Consider the following 16,102-nt stretch of genomic DNA (forward strand, 5'->3'; position numbering starts at 1 on the left):
GAGCAAAAAAATGAACAGGATCGGGCTGACAGTAAACGGGGTTCAGGTTGAGAAAACGGTTGAGGATAATCGCCGCCTGCTTGATTTTTTACGGGAAGATTTACAGCTGACCGGCACCAAAGAGGGCTGCTCGGTAGGCGAGTGCGGCGCCTGTACGGTGATCATGAACGGTAAGGCTGTCTGTTCATGCCTGGTGCTGGCGGCGCAGTGCGATGGTGCGACGGTCAGCACTATTGAAGCACTACACCAGGATGAAACCGGTAGAAAACTGCAGCAGGAATTTGTGCGCCACGGCGGCGTGCAGTGTGGCTTTTGCACGCCGGGCGTGCTGATGAGCACCAAAGCGCTGCTGGATAAAAACCCTCGCCCGAGCGACCAGCAGATTGCAGAAGCGCTGGAGGGAAATCTTTGCCGCTGTACCGGTTACAAGCCAATTATTAAATCAATTAAGGCGGTGCTGAAGACGGAGTAAAGCCATTATGAAGGAATGTATTATGCTGGCGGCCGGACGCTCATCGCGTATGGGATGTTGGAAAATGCTGCTGCCATGGCAGGATACGACGGTGCTGGACAGTGCCATCCGCAATGCGCTGGCGTTCTGCGACAGAGTTATCCTGGTAACAGGCTATCGTGCTGAAGAGCTTCATCAGCGTTACGCCCATTGGCCTGCCGTGGATGTTTGCCACAACGCCGGTTACCAGGCAGGGATGTTCTCTTCGGTACGCTGCGGTGCCGCCGTGCTTTCCGGCGGGCGCTTTTTCGTTGTACCCGGAGATATGCCCGCGATTGATCCGACCATCTATGCACAGCTGTGGCGGCATCAAAGTCTCTGCTGCCAACTGCCCTGCTACGCGGGCAAAAATGGGCATCCGGTGCTGCTGCCTGCCGGGATGGCGGCGCGAATAACCGCAGCGCCTGAACAAAGTACGCTGCGCAAGCTGATTCAGGAATATGGCTGCATCAGCGTACCGATCGACAGCCCAACCGTTCACTGGGATTTAGACACGCCCGCACAGTATCAGCAACGCCTTAGCAATGCCTGCTGAAGCTCAGGCCTGCAGGCCATATTTTTTTATTTTCCGATAAAGCGTCGCTACGCCAATGCCCAGCTCTTCCGCTATCTGCTTCTTATTGCGGGTGCGCTGCAGCGCTTCTTCTATCAGACTTTTTTCTACTGATTTCAGCTTTGCCCCTTCCTCTTCCTCGACCGGGCCGCAAACCGTTTTCGGCGGGTACGCCATCAACGGCACAGAACGAATTGTAGTATGGAACAGCGGAGGCAGTAAGGCGCCGTCTATTATCTCCCCTTCAGGAACGATATTGACCAGATACTCCACCAGATTGCTTAACTCGCGCACGTTGCCTGGCCACAGATAGCGTTGTAACAGCTCTATCGCTTCCCGGCTGATACCCGGATAGGCGCAGCCGATGCGCTGCGAGTGATGATTAAGAAAATAGTGCATCAAAAGTTCGATATCCCCTTCGCGATCGCGCAGCGGCGGCACCTCCAGCGGAATAACGTTCAGGCGATAGTAGAGATCCTCCCGGAACTTTCCCTCCTCAATAAATTGCCGCAGGTTTTGATGCGTAGCGGAAATAATTCGAATATCGACAGACACAGGGCGGCTTGCGCCAACGGGCAGCACCTCGCGGTTTTCTATCGCCCGCAGTAAACGAGCCTGCAGGCTCAGCGGCATATCGCCAATTTCATCCAGAAACAGCGTGCCGCCGTTGGCTGACTGGATCAGCCCCGCCCGTCCGCCGGGCGCCGCGCCGGTAAAAGCGCCTTTTACGTAGCCGAACAGCTCGCTTTCCAGCAGGTTTTCAGGAATGGCCGCACAGTTTATCGCCACAAACGGCCTGTCGTGCCTTTTGCTGAGCCTGTGGATAGCCCGCGCCACCACCTCTTTTCCGGTGCCGCTTTCCCCCAGTATCATCACGCTGGAAGGGCTGGAGGCGATGCGCATAATCAGCCGTTTCAGTTTGTGGATTGCTTTGGATTTTCCTACCAGCCGTTCAATGCCGGGCGGCTCGTTTTCAGTCAGCAAAGAAGCAGCCAGCGCGTCCTGATGAAAAGCCATTAAAAAGAGTTTTTGCTGACCGATATGATGTAGCTGCCCCGTCAACAGCATCTGCTGGTCGCCCATAATCACGCGGTGCTGGGCATGACCGTGAGCCGCTTTCCGCTGACGGCTGAGCGGCTCAATAGCCAGGGATCTTCCCGTTAAACTTTCGTGAGTGGCATCCAGCTGGCTGAGCGCACGATCGTTAACGGCTTTCACTTTACCGTCCCGATCCAGCAGGATCACCCCTTGATCCATACTGCCTAACAGCGTGTGCCAGACGGCATCGCTTTGCGTTTGCCGTGGCTGAGCGCTGGCGAGATTAGCCACCAGCAGTCGGGAAACGTGCCGCATATACTGCACAAACATATCCGCGTTATCGCTGAGTTTTCGGTGCTGCTCATTATTGACGGCAATAAGGCTGATGACGCCCAGACAACGGTGAGGGGCCAGGATAGGTACGCCGATAAAAGCTCGCTCTTTGCAAAACTGTCGGTGCTGACAGGCTTTGCACAGGGGGTTGTACCGCGAGTCGACGACAACCATTTCCTTTTGCGTTTCGATGACGTTTCTGAGCAGATGGTTATTGCTTTCCGGACTATGTCCGAAGCGATAACTGTAAGGGCCGGTGCCGGCAATGCGAATGAGGTGGCGATCGACAACCTCCACTTCCATTTCCAGCACGTTAGCCAGCAGGCTGCTGAAATTCAGAATGGTCGGCTGTATGGCCATCAGACCAGAGGGTAACGATGGAGCTTCATCCATGACGTGCATCCTTTTGTTCACAATCCCTTCTCTCATCCTGGAGAGTCATGTGCTGAATCTCATTTTGAGAGAAACAGCAGGCTTTATCATTTTGAGCGCTGAGAATCCAACGATCGCGTAACACCATACTCCGTCATGCCCTTGGCTGTCATGCCCGTTACCCTGCTCAAGCCCTCTTCATTAACCACTTCGTTTTAAAATTGCTACATATCTCGCAAATTCGGCGACAGATCACGTTTTTCTGCCACCGATAGCCGCGTCTCCCACTCCTGGCACAGAAGTTGATTACAGCGGTCAGGCTTCCTGCCATGTCGTTAGCGGCAGGGATAACGTATCGCTATAAGGAATCGCTTAAATGGAAGAGACAGGCGCACTGCTACGGACCATTGGCCAGAGGAAAACTGGCCTGGCCAGTAAAGATTTTTTGCTTACCTGGGAGCAAACCCGCGAAGAACTTGAGCAAGTGCTGGATATTGCTCAGGTGATGAAAATCATGCGTGAGAAAAACATCGATACCCGGATTTTTAATAGTGGGCTCGGTATTTCGGTTTTCCGCGACAACTCCACCCGTACGCGTTTTTCCTACGCCTCGGCGCTGAATCTGCTGGGGCTGACGCAACAAGATTTGGACGAGGGCAAATCGCAGATCGCGCATGGCGAAACGGTACGTGAAACCGCCAATATGATCTCCTTTTGCGCGGATGCGATCGGCATTCGCGACGACATGTATCTGGGCGCGGGTAACGCCTATATGCGGGAAGTCGGTGCAGCGCTGGATGAGGGCTTTAGCCAGGGCGTTCTGCCCCAGCGACCTGCCCTGGTCAATCTGCAATGCGATATCGATCACCCCACGCAGTCCATGGCGGATTTGGCCTGGCTTAAAGAACATTTCGGCGGGCTGGACCAGTTGAAAGGCAAAAAAATCGCCATGACCTGGGCCTATTCGCCCAGCTACGGCAAACCGCTTTCGGTACCTCAGGGCATTATTGGATTGATGAGCCGTTTTGGTATGGAAGTCACGCTGGCGCATCCCGAGGGCTACGACCTTATCCCCGACGTGCTGGAAGTGGCCCAGCGCAACGCCAAAGCGTCCGGCGGCAGCTTCCGTCAGGTCAGCACGATGGAAGAGGCGTTCCGCGACGCCGATATCGTCTATCCAAAATCCTGGGCGCCCTGGCAAGTGATGCAGCAAAGAACCATGCTGCTGCGCAATCAGGATACCGCCGGACTAAAAGCCCTTGAGCAGCATTGTCTGCAACAAAATGCGCGTCATCAGCAGTGGCACTGTACGGAAGAGATGATGAAGCTGACCCGCGACGGCAGCGCGCTCTATATGCACTGTCTGCCCGCCGACATCACCGACGTTTCCTGCGAGGCGGGCGAGGTCGCCGCCAGCGTTTTTGAGCGCTATCGCATTGCCACCTATAAAGAGGCCAGCTGGAAACCGTGGATCATCGCCAGCATGATCCTGGCCCGAAAATTTGCCGATCCCGCTGCCGTGCTGACCCGCCGCCTCCAGGAAGCGCAGCCAAGGATTAAATGCTGAAAAAACCACGGTTCCCGATCACTTTTTTGAGGAAAGGTCAGCTATGTCCAGCTTCGAGTTAAAAATGGTTATTGAAGACAACGCGGCATATGCGCCTGAACGGTCCGACCTGTTCAACCGCCGCACCGCCAGGGCCGCACGGGCTTTTCACAGCAAGCTGCCGGGCTATCGTCCGACTCCGCTGCTCTCTTTGCCCGCTCTGGCCGCCGCGCTCGGCGTTGAACAAATCCTGGTTAAGGATGAGTCGCAACGCTTTGGTCTGAACGCTTTCAAAATGCTTGGCGGCGCATGGGCTATTGCCCGCCTGCTCTGCAAAGAAACCGGCAGCGATATTAACGAATTTTCCTTTGCCGCCTTTCGTCAGCAGCAGCGCGTACCCATGACGTTTGCCGCCACCACAGATGGCAACCACGGGCGCGGCGTTGCCTGGGCGGCGCGCCAGCTGGGACAACATGCCGTTATCTATATGCCTAAAGGCTCCTCGCCCGCCCGCGTCAAACATATTACCGACCTGGGCGCCGAGTGCATCGTTACCCAAATGAACTACGACGACACGGTGCGTCTGACCATGCGCAATGCCGAAAAGCAGGGCTGGAAAGTCGTGCAGGACACCGCCTGGGAAGGCTATCGCGAGGTACCCACCTGGATTATGCAGGGCTACGCCACGCTGGCGGATGAAGCCGTAGAGCAAATGCAGGCGCTGGGCACTTCGCCGACCCACGTTTTTTTGCAGGCGGGCGTGGGGGCAATGGCTGCTGGCGTGCTCGGCTATTTGTGCGACGTATACGAGGCCGCCAGCCTGCATGCTGTGGTCGTAGAGCCGGACAAAGCCGACTGTCTCTTTCGTTCCGCCAAACGGGGCGAAATGGTCAACGTGGGCGGCGAGATGAATACCATTATGGCCGGGCTGGCCTGCGGCGAGCCAAATCCGCTTGGCTGGCCGCTATTGCGCGGCTGCGCCCGGCAGTTTATCTCCTGCGAAGATCGCGTCGCCGCTTTGGGGATGCGCGTGCTGGGTAATCCGCTGGGCGACGATCCACGCATTATATCCGGCGAATCGGGCGCGGTCAGCGCAGGCGTGCTGGCTGCCGTTCTGCATCATCCCCAGTCGCAGGCGCTAAAAGAAAAACTCAGGCTTACCCCGGCTTCGCGCGTGCTGCTGCTCAGCACCGAAGGCGACACCGATCCTCAGCACTACCGGGAAGTAGTGTGGGAAGGAAAAGACGGCATTACCGCTTAATTAACAGGAGTTAACTATGAAATCCGTTCCGTTCGACGATATTCTTGCTCTGGCAAATAAATACCAGCCGGAAATGACGCGCTTTCTGCGTGAGATGATCGCCATTCCCAGCGAAAGCTGCGATGAAAAGCTTGTGGTCGCGCGCATACGTCAGGAGATGGAAAAAGTAGGGTTCGATAAAATCGAGATCGATCCCATGGGAAATATTTTGGGCTATATCGGCCACGGCCCACGCCTGCTGGCGATGGACGCCCATATCGACACGGTGGGCATCGGCAATCGCAAAAACTGGCGTTTCGATCCTTATGAAGGCATGGAGGATAACGAGCTGATCGGCGGGCGCGGATCCTCGGATCAGGAAGGCGGCATGGCGGCAATGGTTTACGCGGCGAAGATCATTAAGGATCTCCATCTGGAAGACGACTACACGCTGCTGATTACCGGAACGGTTCAGGAAGAGGACTGTGACGGCCTTTGTTGGCAATATCTTATTGAGCAGATGAATATCCGGCCCGAATTTGTCATCAGTACGGAGCCTACCGACTGTCAAATCTATCGCGGACACCGTGGCCGCATGGAAATACGGGTAGAGGTACAGGGCGTCAGCTGCCACGGCTCTGCGCCGGAACGCGGCGATAACGCGATTTTCAAAATGGCGCCCATCCTGACCGAGCTGCAGGCGCTGTCCGGCAAGCTGGGCAATGACGAATTCCTGGGTAAAGGCACGTTGACCGTTTCGGAAATCTTTTTCACCTCGCCCAGCCGCTGTGCCGTCGCAGACAGCTGCGCCATTTCCATCGATCGTCGTCTCACCTGGGGCGAAACATGGGAAAACGCGCTGGAGGAGATCCGCGCTCTGCCTGCCGTTAAGTCGGCTAAGGCAGAAGTCTCGCTTTATACCTACGAGCGCCCTTCCTGGACGGGGCTGGTCTACCCAACCGACTGCTACTTTCCTACCTGGAAAGTGGAGCCTGACCACATCACCGTCAAAACGCTTAGCGCGGCCTATCGGGGCCTGTTTAAACGCGAGCCGGTGGTGGATAAGTGGACCTTTTCCACCAACGGCGTTTCCATTATGGGCCGTCATGGCATTCCCGTTATCGGCTTTGGGCCAGGTAAAGAGCCAGAAGCCCACGCGCCGAATGAAAAAACCTGGAAAGCGCATCTGGTCACCTGCGCCGCACTCTATGCCGCCACGCCTTTGACCTGGCTACAGCAGCAGGCCTGACGGCAACCGGCGTCGACAGGAGGACGGGGATGAAAACGTTACTGAAGGGAGGCACCCTGGTAGATGACGCCGGGGAATACCGCCAGGATCTGCTGATCATGCAGGGAAAAATCGTTCGTCGCGCGCCGCAAATCGAGGCGGACGAAACCATGAACATTATCGACGCTCGTGAGCTACTGGTAATGCCGGGCGGTGTGGATGTGCATACCCATTTTAATATCGACGTCGGCATCGCGCAGAGCTGCGACGACTTTTTTGCCGGTACGCGCGCCGCAGCCTGCGGCGGTACCACCACTATTGTCGATCATATGGGCTTTGGCCCGCCAGGCTGTACGCTGCACCACCAGCTGGAGAAATATCATCGCGACGCGGTCGAGGCAGTTATCGATTACAGTTTTCACGGCGTGATCCAGCATGTGACGCCTCAAATTCTGGAGGAGATCGCGCCGATGGCGCAGCATGAGGGGATCAGCAGCTTCAAATTTTATCTGACCTACGATTATATGCTGCATGATGAAGATGTCCTGAACGTGCTGCAGCGCCTTAACGAAGCGGGCGCGCTGGCCACGGTGCACCCGGAGAACGATGCGGCCATACGCTGGCGACGACAACAGTTTAAGCAACAGGGGAAAACGGCGCCCGTCTGGCACGCTCACAGCCGTCCGCTGGCCTGCGAAGCGGAGGCGATCGCGCGCGCTATCAACCTGGCCAGGCTGGCGGACAATGCGCCTTTATATATCGTTCATCTCTCCAACGGCCTCGGGCTGGATTATGTCCGTATGGCGCGCGCCAGCGGCCAGCCGGTATGGGCAGAAACCTGCCCCCAGTATCTGCTGCTGGACATCAACCGCTACCTGCGGCCTGACGGGCTGAAATACATCCTCAGCCCGCCGCTGCGGCCATGCAGCGAGCGGGATAAATTATGGGTTGGTATCGCCAACGGCGCGATTGATACCCTGGCTACCGACCACTGCAATTTTCCTTACCGGCAACGCCAACAGATGGCGGCCAACGATTTTACCCGCTGCCCCAACGGCCTGCCGGGCGTAGAGAATCGCCTGGCCCTGCTTTTTTCCGAAGGCGTGATGAAAGGGCGTATCAGCCGTTCACGCTTTGTTTCGCTAACCAGCACGATGCCCGCAAAACTGTTTGGTCTGTGGCCGGAAAAAGGCAGCCTACAGCCCGGCGCGGATGCCGATCTGGTGCTTTTCGATCCCCGACGTCAGCAGATTATCCACCATGCCGATCTGCATGATAACGGCGACTATACGCCCTATGAAGGCTTCTGCTGTCAGGGCTGGCCGGTTATGACCCTTTCACGTGGAACAGTGGTCTGTCGGGAAGGCCGCTTTACCGGTCAGGCAGGACACGGCCGCTTTATTTCTCGCAAGCCATTTGTAACAGGGAGTCACCTATGAAAAAGAGGATAGTACTGGCGCTGGGCGGCAACGCCCTTGGCGCGGGGCTGATGGAGCAGATGCAGGCCGTGCAGAATACGGCGGAAACCATTGTGGCGTTGATAGCCGAAGGCCACGAGCTGGTGATCACCCACGGCAACGGCCCACAGGTAGGGATGATCCATCAGGCCTTTGAAGCGGCGGCCCACACGGCGGCGCATTCTCCGGTATTGCCGATGTCGGTATGTGTGGCGCTTAGTCAGGGATATATCGGTTACGATCTGCAAAACGCGCTGCGGGAAGCGCTGCTTAATCAGAACATGGATAAAAACGTGGTATCGCTGATCACGCAGGTGCGCGTGGACGCGCGCGATCCCGCTTTCACTCATCCCGACAAGCCGATCGGCTCTTTTCTGTCAGAAGAGGAGGCGCGCAAGCTGAAATCAACAGGGATGCTGCTGATGGAGGATGCCGGGCGCGGCTGGCGACGGGTAGTTGCCTCGCCCAAACCGTTGGAGATCGTCGAAGCGCGCGCGGTAAAAACCCTGCTGGAAGCCGGTCAGATTGTGATTACCGCTGGCGGCGGCGGCATCCCGGTGGTCGCCCAGGGAAATCATCTACAGGGCGCAAATGCCGTTATTGATAAGGATCTTGCCAGCGCGGTGCTGGCTCAGGATATCGATGCGGATATGCTGATTATTCTGACCGCGGTCGAAAAAGTTGCTATCGATTTCCGTAAGCCGACGGAGCGCTGGCTGGACACGCTGACGCCGCAGGAAGCTTTGCACCATATTACTGATAATCAGTTCGCGCCAGGCTCGATGCTGCCGAAAGTCGAAGCGGCCGTCGCATTTGCCGAATCAAAGCCTGGCCGTCAGGCCCTGATTACGCTGCTTTCTAAGGCCAGAGAAGGGATTGTTGGCCAGACCGGCACGCTTATTCAACAGTAGCGGCAGAGCGCGCATCGGCGGCTGTTTCAGGCCTGCCCTGCCGCCGACGCGTCGGATGGGCGCGGCCACAATGCTTACCGCTATCTCTTCCGGCGCCAGACGTTCAATCATTCCCCCTCCAATCGTCCCGTCCGTTTTGCCCTATTCTCGCACCAGCATGGTGGCTACGTGACGCGGTGCAGAGCCGCGACTCTCGACGACATGTAATAGCGTAAAAGCGCGGTTTTCCTTCCCCAGACGGCTGGCTATAGCAGACAGGCTCACCTCCTTCTCCTGAGTGTGGATCTTTTAGTCTGCTGCAACCGTTGCGCCGCTTTTTTCAGCGCGCCGGGCAACCGGCCAGGGCAAGCCTTCTCATAATGAGAGCTTACGTTCTTATATTGCGAAGATTTCCCCATGTCGCGCCAGGCCTGGCCATTCTGGATGCTACTCATTCTCACTACCCGCTTTTCTGCGGGCAGGCAGACGATGATTTTGCGAATAGTGTCACGAAACCTGCATGAAAAGACATCGCTAAACGCCTCTGGCTCACTTGTTGCTACGCACTGACAAAACTGCATTTGTTTACACGAGCGGCATCGCTCAGCAGCATTAAGGAGCTACTTATGGGTGACATCATGCGTCCCATCCCTTTCGATGAACTTTTGATGCGAACCTGCGCGGAATATCAAGAGAATCGTTCGATTTTCGGCATCCCGGAAACGGAATTTTATCAACGGGATCCGCGTCGCCAAATCGCTTTGTTTGGCGAAAGCTGCGACACGCCTGTCGGCCCGGCCGCCGGACCGCATACGCAGCTGGCGCAAAATATCATCGTGTCCTGGCTGACCGGCGGCAGTTTTATCGAGTTGAAAACCGTGCAGATCCTGGACAGGCTGGAGCTTGAAAAGCCCTGTATTGATGCCAGCGACGAAGCTTTTAACACCGAGTGGTCCACCGAATTTACGCTGAAGAAGGCCTGGGACGAATACCTGAAGGCCTGGTTTATCCTGCACCTGCTGGAAACGATTTATACGCCACGGCGCGACGGCGCAAAACGCTCTTTTATTTTTAATATGAGCGTCGGCTACGACCTGCAGGGCATAAAGCAGCCCGCTATGCAGACCTTTATCAATGAGATGCTGGACGCCGCTCAGAATGAGAAATTCGCGCTTTATCAACAAAAGCTGCAGCGTTTTATTACTCAGGGCGACTGGCAGCTGCTGCAAAAAGCCCAGCCCGCTGATTTACAGGCGTTGCCCGCACGCATTTCCAGCCGCATGGTCAACAGCGTGACGCTTTCCACCATGCATGGCTGCCCGCCTGACGAAATCGAGTCTATTTGTCGCTATATGCTGACAGAGAAGCAGCTGCACACCTTTGTTAAGCTGAATCCCACGCTGCTGGGATATCAGCGCGTGCGTCAGATCCTCGATAACAATGGTTTTGACTATATCGAGTTGAACGAGGCGTCTTTCAGCCACGATCTGCCGCTTGGGCAAGCATTGGGAATGCTTGAAAGATTAATGGCGCTGGGGCGGGAAAAACAGCGGACTTTCGGTGTAAAACTGACCAATACGCTGGGCGCTCGTAATCATAAGCATCGCCTGCCGGGCGAAGAGATGTATATGTCGGGGCGCGCCCTCTATCCGCTATCGATTAACGTTGCGGCGCTGCTTTCAACCCATTTCGCCGGCAGGCTGCCCATCTCCTATTCGGGCGGTGCCAGCCAGTACAATATCGCCGATATTTTCGCGACTGGCATCCAACCGATCACCCTGGCTACCGACCTGCTCAAGCCCGGCGGCTATCTGCGGCTGAAGACCTGCGCGCAAATCCTGGAAAACAGTCAGGGCTGGGAACGCCAGTGCATCGATGTTGCCGGGCTGCAAAAGCTGGCTGATGATGCCCTGTCCGCCCAATGGGCGCAAAAGTCATGGAAATCTCGCGAGCAGATAGACGTAGGCGGCCCGCTGCCGCTGACGGATTGCTATGTCGCGCCCTGCGTCACCGCCTGCGCTATTCATCAGGATATTCCGGAATACCTGCGGCTGGCGGGAGAAGGCCGTTATGTCGAGGCACTGGATCTTATCTATCAACGCAATGCGCTACCGGCCATTACGGGCCATATTTGCGACCATCAGTGTCAGAACAACTGCACCCGACTGGATTACGACAATGCGCTGAATATTCGGCGTATCAAAAAAATTGTGCTGGAAAAAGGCTGGGAGACCTATCGTCAACGCTGGCACAAACCGGCAGGCTCGGGCGATAAACACCCCGTTGCGATCCTGGGTGCCGGCCCGGCAGGGCTTGCCGCCGCCTTTTTTCTGGCGCGGGCGGGCCATCCGGTTACGCTGTTTGAGCGGGAAGCCACGCCAGGCGGCATCGTGCAGCATATCGTGCCGCGTTTTCGCATTCCGGCGCACCTGATTGAGCAGGACATTCAGTTTATTGCCGACCACGGCGTGAGGTTCGTTTTCAACTGTGACCCTCATCTGACGCTTGAGCAGCTTCGTCAGCAGGGCTTCCGCTGGATCTGCATAGGTATTGGCGCGAGAAAAAGCAACGCGCTGTCGCTGGCAGGCGGCAATCCGCACGTGTTCGACGCCTTTGGCTTTTTGCAGCAATTTAACCAGCAGCGAGTCGATCCGGCTATTCAGGGCGATGTGGCGGTAGTCGGCGCGGGCAATACGGCAATGGACTGCGCCAGGGCCGCGCTGAAGGTGCCAGCCGTGCGATCGGTAACGCTGCTTTATCGTCGGGAAGAGCGGGATATGCCCGCCTGGCCGGAAGAGATAGCGGAAGCCAGGCAGGATGGCGTGCAGTTTATGACGTTGGTGAATCCGGAAACTTTTACGCCTGACGGAGGCCTGACGCTGCGAGTGATGCAGTCCGGCGAGCCTGACTCACAGGGGCGCCGTCGTCCGTTAGCCACATCACAAACGCTGAACCAACGCTTTGACGCCCTGATAGCCGCTACCGGAGAAAAACCGGACGGCGAAATACTCCGGCAAATCGGCCTGCCGCTCTCCGCTTCCGGGCAGGTTGACGTTGACCCGCATACGCTGGAAACCAGCCTGCCGAACGTTTTTTTAATCGGTGACGTACAGAGCGGCCCCGCTTCGGTCGTGGCCGCAATTGGCGACGCCCGTAAAGCGACCCGCACTATCCTCCAGCGGGAAAATATCCACTGCGACGACGATCACAAGCGCTGGCTGAACAGCAATCCCCTCACCATTTATCAGCGACGCGGCATTGTTGCCGTACGGCAGATTGATGCAGACGACCAGGAAGCTTTTGCCAGGCAGGAAGCGGCCCGATGCCTGGAATGCAACTACGTCTGCGCGCGCTGCGTTGATGTCTGTCCAAACCGTGCAAACGTCGCGCTTGCCGTGCCGGGTTTCAGCAGTCGTCAACAGATCCTGCATCTGGATGCGCTTTGCAACGAATGCGGCAACTGCGCGCAGTTCTGCCCGTGGCGGGGCAAACCTTATCAGGACAAGATTACCCTGTTCAGTCGTCAGGATGATTTTGACAACAGCAGCAACCCCGGATTTTTGTTGGATAAGCAGAGCGTGCGGCTACGCCTGAACAACCGCGTCTGGCAGCTAAACGTTGACGACCGGGGCGAAATCACGGAAGCGCTGCCTGAAGACTTAAAGACAATGGCCCGCATCATCAGCTACACGCGTCAGCAGCATTCTTATCTGCTGAGCAGAGTGGAGGAATAACCATGCTGCTGCTAAAAAACTGCACTCTAATAAATTTCAATCCCGCCCGGGTTGTCAAAAACGGTGATATCGCCATCGATGGCGAAAAAATTATTGCCGTCGGCGGCGATTTGTCGGTGGATTATCCTCATGCGCAATGCAAATATCTGCACGGCAAACTGGTTATGCCGGGGCTGGTCTGTGCGCATAATCATTTTTACTCCGGCCTCTCGCGGGGGATCATGGCGCCGATAGCGCCCTGCCCGGACTTTATCTCTACGTTAAAAAACCTCTGGTGGCGGCTGGATCGCGCACTGGATGAAGAGTCGCTCTATTACAGCGGCCTGATCTGTTCGCTGGAGGCCATTCGCCACGGCTGCACTGCGGTTATCGATCATCATGCTTCGCCAAATCTTATCAAAGGATCGCTGGCGATCCTGCGGCGCGGCTTTATTGAAGCCGGACTGCGCGGCATGACCTGTTTTGAAACCACGGATCGCAACGGCGGCCTGAAGGAGCTGGAAGCAGGCATCGCGGAAAATATCGATTTTGCCCGGCTGATTGACGCCCGGCGAAACGATAGCCTGGAAGAGCGCCTGGTGGAATGCCATATCGGCGCGCACGCTCCCTTCACCGTGCCGGACAGCGGCCTGACGATGCTGGCCGAAGCGAAGCAGGAAACGGGGCGCGGCCTGCATATCCACGTAGCGGAAGATCGTTACGATGTTTCACACAGTCACGACAGATACGGCATGGATCCTATTGCCCGCCTTGATAAATTCGGCCTGCTGGATGAGAAAACGCTTATCGCCCATGGACTCTGGCTCTCGGCCGATGAGATTGCGTTGCTGAACCAGCGTAGCGCCTGCCTGGCGCACAATGCGCGATCCAACATGAACAATCATGTCGGCTACAACCATCATCTGGCTGATTACCAGCTGGCGGCGCTTGGCACCGACGGTATCGGTGCCGACATGTTTGAGGAGCTGAAATTCGCTTATTTCAAACACCGGGACGCGGGCGGCCCGCTCTGGCCTGACAGCTTTTTGCGCATGTTGCATAACGGCAATATTTTGCTGGAGCGTAATTTTGCCCAACCTTTTGGTCAGCTGGCGGCGGGCTATACCGCCGATTTGACCATCTGCGACTACGTTTCACCGACGCCGTTGCAGGCGGAAAATCTCGCCGGGCATCTGGCTTTTGGACTTAACAGCGCGGCGGTGCACAGCGTCATTATCGCCGGCCGGCTGGTCTATGAAGATCGTCAGTTCCCCTCCGACATTGCACCGCTCTATGCGCGGGCGCGCAAAGCCGCAGCCAGGCTGTGGCAAAACATGGCAAAGCTGTAGATCTGTACGCCTTCGAATCGTAGCCGGGTGCGTTCCCGGCCGTAAGGGAGATACATTAATGAACGCTTCTGTCGCTCGTCCTGAACCGCTTCCGGTTTCTGCGCCGCCTGTCGATCGGGTATTGCCCGCCGGACACCCGACCCTCTTTGGCCTGGAGCATGTGCTGGTATGCCGTGCCGCTGGCCATCGGCACGGCGTCTGGCATAGCCGGTAAACGGATTATCGTGCCGTCCGGCTGCGCTTTGGTGGTCTGTCGCTTTGCCACCTCGCTGCCGCCGCAGCATTTCTTCCGCAGGCAGTGTGAAATCGCGGCCTGCAAGGCAGACAGTAACGGGGCTACTCCCCGATAAAGGACAACTGTTATGAGCATCGATCGCGTCAGGCCAGAAGATACACTTTATCCGGTAGGCAAATCCTTTGTCTGGGGATTGCAGCACGTATTGACGATGTATGGCGGCATTATCGCGCCGCCGCTGATTATCGGCTCGGCAGCGGGGCTGCATGCTGCCGAACTGGGCATGCTGGTCACGGCTGCGCTGTTTGTCAGCGGCTGTGCCACCTTATTGCAGGCGCTGGGCGTGCCCTTCTTTGGCTCCCGTTTGCCGCTGGTACAGGGCGTCTCTTTTGCGGGCGTGGCGACCATGATGGCGCTGGTGGCGGGAGACGGTGGCTTACCGGTAGTGTTTGGCGCAGTAATAGCCTCGTCGCTGATTGGCCTGCTGATTGCGCCGCTGTTTGCTCATGTCATCCGCTTCTTCCCTCCCGTCGTTACCGGGACGGTGATTACGGTCATCGGTCTGTCGCTGATGCCGGTTGCCGCCCGCTGGGCGATGGGTGGCGATGCCGACGCGCCGGAATGGGGATCGCCAGGCAATATCGGGCTGGCCGCGCTGACCTTAGGTCTGGTGCTACTTTTTCATCGCGTGGGTAATGCCGCGATGAAAAGACTGGCCGTTCTGGCGGCAATAGTTCTGGGCACGCTGTTTGCCTTTGTCAGCGGCAAAGCGCATTTTACTGATGTCCTGCACGGCGAGATGATAGCGCTACCGGGTATCCTCAGCTTTGGGCTGCCGGTTTTTAACGTAGCGGCCATTCTGTCCATGACGCTTATCGTGCTGGTTCTGCTGACGGAAACCACTGCCGGACTGATCGCTATTGGCGAGATTATCGACACGGAGGTCGACGGCAAACGTATCGCCAGCGGTCTGCGGGCGGATATGTTAGCCAGCGCGCTCGCGCCGCTGTTTAACTCCTTTCCACAAAGCGCATTTGCACAGAACATTGGTCTTGTTGCCATTACCGGCATCAAAAGCCGCTATGTAGTGGCGGCGGGCGGCATTATCCTGGTGCTGCTTGGCTGTCTGCCCGTGCTGGGTCGGATAGTCGCAGCCGTTCCGGCTCCGGTACTGGGCGGTGCGGGCGTGGTACTGTTTGGTACCGTGGGGGCATCCGGTATTCGTACGCTGGCAAAAGTCGATTATAAAGACACGATGAATTTGGTAGTGGTAGCAACGGCTATTGCGTTTGGCATGATCCCCATTGTGATGCCCACGTTTTACGATTGCTTCCCGGATTGGATCAGAACGATTTTCCACTCCGGCATTAGCGCCGCCTGCGTGGTTGCCGTGCTGCTGAATATTGTGTTTAACACCATCAAAGGAACGCCAGACGTGCAGGAAAGTCAGTCCGGCTGAAAAATTCGTACAGCTAAAACCGGGTAGCAATTAACCTGAGGCCGCTATTTCTGGCATCTTATCCAGAGAGCAGCCAGCTGCAGAGGCTGGCTTCAGGAAAGAATAAATATTAGCCCCTGCGTATCGCCATGCTGTCAAAGTTGTGACGCAGTATTTTGATACCGATAGCCTGTGCCGA

At 56.7% G+C, this 16,102-nt stretch carries 13 protein-coding genes; 11 read left to right on the top strand and 2 right to left on the bottom strand.

The window, feature by feature from the left end:
- The first annotated feature begins 10 nt into the window (after nt 1-10).
- Both ACVWZ0_RS21100 and ACVWZ0_RS21105 read left to right on the top strand, forming a co-directional pair.
- Nucleotides 11-472: a (2Fe-2S)-binding protein gene (locus ACVWZ0_RS21100; protein ID WP_253457431.1), complete on the top strand. Its 462-nt coding sequence runs from the start codon at nt 11-13 to the stop codon at nt 470-472.
- A 7-nt stretch (nt 473-479) separates the two neighbouring features.
- A complete protein-coding gene (locus ACVWZ0_RS21105) occupies nt 480-1,046 on the top strand; it encodes a nucleotidyltransferase family protein (protein ID WP_253457428.1) in 567 nt (188 codons plus the stop codon).
- A gap of 3 nt (nt 1,047-1,049) precedes the next feature.
- Here the strand turns inward: ACVWZ0_RS21105 and ACVWZ0_RS21110 are convergent, their stop codons facing one another.
- A complete protein-coding gene (locus tag ACVWZ0_RS21110) occupies nt 1,050-2,828 on the bottom strand; it encodes a sigma 54-interacting transcriptional regulator (RefSeq protein WP_253457425.1) in 1,779 nt (592 codons plus the stop codon).
- A gap of 355 nt (nt 2,829-3,183) precedes the next feature.
- Between ACVWZ0_RS21110 and ygeW the strand changes: the two genes are divergently transcribed.
- The 5 genes from ygeW to arcC are packed head-to-tail and all read left to right on the top strand — an operon-like array spanning nt 3,184 to nt 9,189.
- Entirely contained in the window at nt 3,184-4,374 is a 1,191-nt protein-coding gene (ygeW, locus tag ACVWZ0_RS21115; RefSeq protein WP_253457422.1) for a knotted carbamoyltransferase YgeW, read from the top strand.
- A gap of 43 nt (nt 4,375-4,417) precedes the next feature.
- Nucleotides 4,418-5,614 carry a diaminopropionate ammonia-lyase gene (locus ACVWZ0_RS21120; protein WP_253457419.1) on the top strand — a complete coding sequence of 399 codons (1,197 nt, stop codon included), beginning with the start codon at nt 4,418-4,420 and terminating at the stop codon, nt 5,612-5,614.
- Between the two features lie 16 nt (nt 5,615-5,630).
- Nucleotides 5,631-6,842, top strand: a complete 1,212-nt coding sequence (locus ACVWZ0_RS21125; RefSeq protein WP_253457416.1) for a YgeY family selenium metabolism-linked hydrolase — start codon at nt 5,631-5,633, stop codon at nt 6,840-6,842.
- 29 nt (nt 6,843-6,871) lie between these two features.
- Entirely contained in the window at nt 6,872-8,260 is a 1,389-nt protein-coding gene (gene hydA, locus ACVWZ0_RS21130; RefSeq protein ID WP_253457414.1) for a dihydropyrimidinase, read from the top strand.
- Entirely contained in the window at nt 8,257-9,189 is a 933-nt protein-coding gene (arcC, locus tag ACVWZ0_RS21135; protein ID WP_253457411.1) for a carbamate kinase, read from the top strand. The genes hydA and arcC overlap by 4 nt, the downstream gene beginning before the upstream one ends.
- 141 nt (nt 9,190-9,330) lie before the next feature.
- Here the strand turns inward: arcC and ACVWZ0_RS21140 are convergent, their stop codons facing one another.
- Nucleotides 9,331-9,453, bottom strand: coding sequence for an XdhC family protein (locus tag ACVWZ0_RS21140; RefSeq protein WP_253457408.1), 123 nt, complete (start codon nt 9,451-9,453; stop codon nt 9,331-9,333).
- A 341-nt stretch (nt 9,454-9,794) separates the two neighbouring features.
- Here ACVWZ0_RS21140 and ygfK point away from each other — a divergent pair, with 341 nt between their 5' ends.
- The 4 genes from ygfK (at nt 9,795) to ACVWZ0_RS21160 (ending at nt 15,924) form a co-directional block, all read left to right on the top strand.
- On the top strand, nt 9,795-12,902 hold the full coding sequence (gene ygfK, locus ACVWZ0_RS21145) for a putative selenate reductase subunit YgfK (RefSeq protein ID WP_253457405.1): 3,108 nt from the start codon (nt 9,795-9,797) through the stop codon (nt 12,900-12,902).
- 2 nt (nt 12,903-12,904) lie between these two features.
- Nucleotides 12,905-14,230: a putative aminohydrolase SsnA gene (gene ssnA / locus ACVWZ0_RS21150; RefSeq protein ID WP_253457402.1), complete on the top strand. Its 1,326-nt coding sequence runs from the start codon at nt 12,905-12,907 to the stop codon at nt 14,228-14,230.
- Between the two features lie 58 nt (nt 14,231-14,288).
- Nucleotides 14,289-14,444 (top strand): hypothetical protein, encoded by a 156-nt coding sequence (locus ACVWZ0_RS21155; protein ID WP_253457399.1) that lies wholly within the window; start codon nt 14,289-14,291, stop codon nt 14,442-14,444.
- Nucleotides 14,445-14,592: 148 nt separating this feature from the next.
- Nucleotides 14,593-15,924 (top strand): nucleobase:cation symporter-2 family protein, encoded by a 1,332-nt coding sequence (locus ACVWZ0_RS21160; protein ID WP_253457395.1) that lies wholly within the window; start codon nt 14,593-14,595, stop codon nt 15,922-15,924.
- Nucleotides 15,925-16,102: the final 178 nt, after the last annotated feature.

Source organism: Erwinia sp. TECH1 (genome assembly GCF_054057575.1).

Bases quoted from the DNA above. Each gene is read 5' to 3' on its own strand.
- ygfK (WP_253457405.1), top strand. From the start codon at position 9,795: ATGGGTGACATCATGCGTCCCATCCCTTTCGATGAACTTTTGATGCGA.
- arcC (WP_253457411.1), top strand. From the start codon at position 8,257: ATGAAAAAGAGGATAGTACTGGCGCTGGGCGGCAACGCCCTTGGCGCG.
- ACVWZ0_RS21160 (WP_253457395.1), top strand. From the start codon at position 14,593: ATGAGCATCGATCGCGTCAGGCCAGAAGATACACTTTATCCGGTAGGC.
- ACVWZ0_RS21125 (WP_253457416.1), top strand. From the start codon at position 5,631: ATGAAATCCGTTCCGTTCGACGATATTCTTGCTCTGGCAAATAAATAC.
- ACVWZ0_RS21120 (WP_253457419.1), top strand. From the start codon at position 4,418: ATGTCCAGCTTCGAGTTAAAAATGGTTATTGAAGACAACGCGGCATAT.
- ygeW (WP_253457422.1), top strand. From the start codon at position 3,184: ATGGAAGAGACAGGCGCACTGCTACGGACCATTGGCCAGAGGAAAACT.
- ACVWZ0_RS21105 (WP_253457428.1), top strand. From the start codon at position 480: ATGAAGGAATGTATTATGCTGGCGGCCGGACGCTCATCGCGTATGGGA.
- ACVWZ0_RS21110 (WP_253457425.1), bottom strand. From the start codon at position 2,828: ATGGATGAAGCTCCATCGTTACCCTCTGGTCTGATGGCCATACAGCCG.
- hydA (WP_253457414.1), top strand. From the start codon at position 6,872: ATGAAAACGTTACTGAAGGGAGGCACCCTGGTAGATGACGCCGGGGAA.
- ssnA (WP_253457402.1), top strand. From the start codon at position 12,905: ATGCTGCTGCTAAAAAACTGCACTCTAATAAATTTCAATCCCGCCCGG.
- ACVWZ0_RS21100 (WP_253457431.1), top strand. From the start codon at position 11: ATGAACAGGATCGGGCTGACAGTAAACGGGGTTCAGGTTGAGAAAACG.
- ACVWZ0_RS21155 (WP_253457399.1), top strand. From the start codon at position 14,289: ATGAACGCTTCTGTCGCTCGTCCTGAACCGCTTCCGGTTTCTGCGCCG.